The sequence below is a fragment of the Acidovorax sp. genome, from assembly GCF_022763525.1.
GTDB lineage: Bacteria > Pseudomonadota > Gammaproteobacteria > Burkholderiales > Burkholderiaceae_C > Acidovorax.
On record NZ_JALEGG010000086.1, the window covers coordinates 1 to 2946 of the forward strand.

The window sequence follows — 2946 nt, forward strand, 5'->3', positions numbered from 1 at the left end:
GGCATTGCGGTGGACGCAGGCACGCTGCAAACCAGCGTATCCCGCATCCATGCACTGGGCGATTGCATCAGCATCGACGGGCAGTGCAGCCGCTACATCGAACCGATTGCCCGGCAGGCGCGCACGCTGGCGGCCGCCATCCTGGGTCAACCGGTGGCCCCCTATGAGCACCGGGCGGCCGTGGTGCGGGTCAAGACCACCACCCGACCGCTGACCCTGCATTGAGGCAGCCTCGGGCCCGGGTGGCAATCTTGACCGGGCTGGTACAGGCAAAAAATTTTTGGCATCCACTGCATCCAAACGGCGTTTTCGTGGGTAGTACCTACAGCAGCGCAACTTGTTGCTGCTGTCCTATCAACCCATAGACCAGAGAGAAACGCCATGACCGTCCACACGTCTCCCATCTCCCGCATGCTGCCCCTGGCGGGTGCCATTGCCGCCGCCGTGCTGCTGAGCGCCTGCGGCTCGATGATGTCGTCGTCCCCCAAACCCATGTATTCGCAGGACAGCCTTCCCGACAGCATCAAGGTTCCGGCGGGTAACAAGGTGACGATGGAAACGGTGGGCGTGGGCGAGATCACCTACGAATGCCGCGACAAGGCCAACATGCCCGGCCAGACCGAATGGGTGTTCGTGGGCCCCAAGGCCGTGCTGAATGACCGCAGCGGCAAACAAGTGGGCACCTACTACGGCCCGCCCGCTACCTGGGAGTCGAACGACGGCTCCAAGCTGACAGCCACCCAGCTGGCCGTGGCGCCTGCTGGCACCGGCAACCTGCCCTACCAGCTCGTCAAGGCCAACCCCGCCATGGGTTCGGGCGCCATGACCGGCGTGACCTTCATCCAGCGCGTGGCCTTGAAGGGTGGTGTGGCACCTGCAGCCGCCTGCACCACCGCCAACAAGGGCGAGCGCCAGATCGTGAAGTACCAGGCCGACTACATCTTCTGGAAAGCCGCGTAAACCGCGCGACCGCAATCCCCTGCCCGGCAGGGGCTACCCCGGGCAGGAAGAGAGGTGGTGGGCTACGATGCGCCCACCCTTTCTGCCCCACCGCCCGCGCACCGTGCAACCCATCTCTGGCGATTTTGACTATGAAGCCGCCTTGGCCGCCTGCGCCGCAGGCGACCGGGATGCCATGCACCGCCTATACGCGCAGGAGGGCGCGCGGCTGTTAGGCGTGGCGCTGCGGATCGTGCGCCAGCGCGCGCTGGCCGAGGACATCGTGCACGATGCCTGTGTGAACATCTGGACCCGCGCCGCCAGCTACGACGCCAGCCGGGGCAGCGCACGCGGCTGGATCTACAGCGTGGTGCGCAACCTGGCCCTGAACGCAGTGCGCGACGGCAGCCGCCACGTTGATGTGGACGACACCACCACCCAAGCCCTGGAGGCCGACATGTCTGTGCAGGCCCACCACGAGGTCGAGGAAACCTTTGAACTCAACGCCAGCCTGGGCCGTCTCCAGCACTGCCTGGAGGCCCTGGACCCGGCCCGGCGCAGCTGCGTGTTGCACGCTTATGTGGAGGGCTGCTCGCACGGCGAAATTGCGGAGCGCCTGGGCGCGCCGCTGGGCACCGTCAAGGCGTGGATCCGGCGCAGCCTGGTGTCGCTGCGGGAGTGCATGGCATGACCGACGTGCGCAACACACCGCCTACCCCGTCGCCGGAAGACCTGCATGTGCTGGCTGGCGAGTACGTGCTGGGCACCCTGCCCGCAGCAGATCGCAAAGCCGTGCAGCAACGCCTGCCCGGTGACCAAGCACTGCAACAGGCGGTGGCCGAGTGGGAAGCCCGCCTGCTGCCACTGACCCAGTTGGCCGAGCCCATTGCGCCGCCCGCTGCCTTGTGGGCGCGCATCGACCAGTCGCTGCGAGCGGCGAGCCCTCAACAGACTGCGACACCCGTTGCACCGCCCCGCGCAGAAACAAAACGCAAACCGTCCGTGCGCTGGTGGGACCACCTGGGCCTGTGGCGGGCCCTCGCCGGCTCGGGCTTTGCCATGGCGACGGTGCTCGCGGCAGTGCTCGTCACCCGCACCGCCCCAGTGGCCGCGCCGCCGCAGTTCATGGTGGTGTTGGTCGCGCCGCATGACAAGGCCCCGGGCTGGGTGGTGCAGGCCAGCTCGCCCCGGCAGATCAGCCTGATTCCGCTGGGTATGGCCGAAGTACCGGCCGACAAGGCCCTGGAGTTCTGGACCAAGGCCGACGGCTGGAGCGGCCCCGTATCGCTGGGCCTGGTGCAGCCCGGTCAGCCCCTGCAGATCCCGCTGGACAAGCTGCCGCCGCTGCAGCCCAACCAGTTGTTCGAGCTGACGCTGGAACCGCCCACGGGCTCGCCGATTGGCAAGCCCACGGGGCCCATTCAGTTCATCGGCCGCGCCGTCAAGGTGCTGTGACGAACACGGCCTGGGCCCAAATTCAGTACTGCTTGTAGGGCAGGAATTTGCCGGACAAGACCACATTCACGCGGTCGCCATTGGGGTTGGCTTCGCGCTGGATGTCCATGCTGAAGTCGATAGCGCTCATGATGCCGTCGCCAAACTCTTCGTGGATCAGCTCCTTGATGGTGGTGCCGTACACGCTCACCACCTCGTACCAGCGGTAGATCAGCGGGTCGGTGGGTACGGGCGTGGGCAGCGAGCCCTTGTAGGGAACCACCTGCAGCCACTTCTGCTCCTCGACCGTGAGGCCGAAAATCTTGCCGACGATCTTGGCCTGCTCGGGCGTGGCGGTCATCTGGCCCAGGCACAAGGCGGTGGTCCACTCCTTGGACTGGCCGACCTTCTTGGCAATGGCCTCCCATTGCAGGCCCTTGGCGACCTTGGTGCTGATGATCTTTTCGGTAACGTCGTTGCGGTTCATGGTGATGGCTCCTTGATAAAGAGAGGTTAGAAATGGGCGCGATTCGGTTGCGCTTTGCCTACAGGGATTGAAACCGGCGCGATCCA

Annotated in this window: 4 protein-coding genes and 1 pseudogene; 4 read left to right on the forward strand and 1 reads right to left on the reverse strand. The window is 65.9% G+C overall.

Features of this window, described 5'->3' with window-relative positions:
• The 4 genes and pseudogenes from MRY84_RS06630 to MRY84_RS06645 form a co-directional block, all read left to right on the forward strand.
• Nucleotides 1-225: pseudogene (locus tag MRY84_RS06630) on the forward strand (rubredoxin); the annotation flags it as partial.
• A gap of 156 nt (nt 226-381) precedes the next feature.
• Nucleotides 382-960, forward strand: a complete 579-nt coding sequence (locus MRY84_RS06635) for a DUF3455 domain-containing protein (protein ID WP_291504953.1) — start codon at nt 382-384, stop codon at nt 958-960.
• Between the two features lie 67 nt (nt 961-1027).
• The gene (locus tag MRY84_RS06640) at nt 1028-1630 is read left to right on the forward strand and encodes a sigma-70 family RNA polymerase sigma factor (protein ID WP_291504954.1); all 603 of its coding nucleotides are present in this window, start codon (nt 1028-1030) and stop codon (nt 1628-1630) included.
• Nucleotides 1627-2394, forward strand: a complete 768-nt coding sequence (locus MRY84_RS06645; protein WP_291504955.1) for an anti-sigma factor — start codon at nt 1627-1629, stop codon at nt 2392-2394. Before MRY84_RS06640 ends, MRY84_RS06645 begins: the two co-directional genes overlap by 4 nt.
• Before the next feature lie 22 nt (nt 2395-2416).
• Here MRY84_RS06645 and cynS read toward each other — a convergent pair whose 3' ends face one another.
• Nucleotides 2417-2860, reverse strand: a complete 444-nt coding sequence (gene cynS / locus MRY84_RS06650; protein ID WP_291504956.1) for a cyanase — start codon at nt 2858-2860, stop codon at nt 2417-2419.
• Nucleotides 2861-2946 lie beyond the last annotated feature (86 nt).

Bases quoted from the DNA above. Each gene is read 5' to 3' on its own strand.
- MRY84_RS06635 (WP_291504953.1), top strand. From the start codon at position 382: ATGACCGTCCACACGTCTCCCATCTCCCGCATGCTGCCCCTGGCGGGT.
- MRY84_RS06640 (WP_291504954.1), top strand. From the start codon at position 1,028: ATGCGCCCACCCTTTCTGCCCCACCGCCCGCGCACCGTGCAACCCATC.
- MRY84_RS06645 (WP_291504955.1), top strand. From the start codon at position 1,627: ATGACCGACGTGCGCAACACACCGCCTACCCCGTCGCCGGAAGACCTG.
- cynS (WP_291504956.1), bottom strand. From the start codon at position 2,860: ATGAACCGCAACGACGTTACCGAAAAGATCATCAGCACCAAGGTCGCC.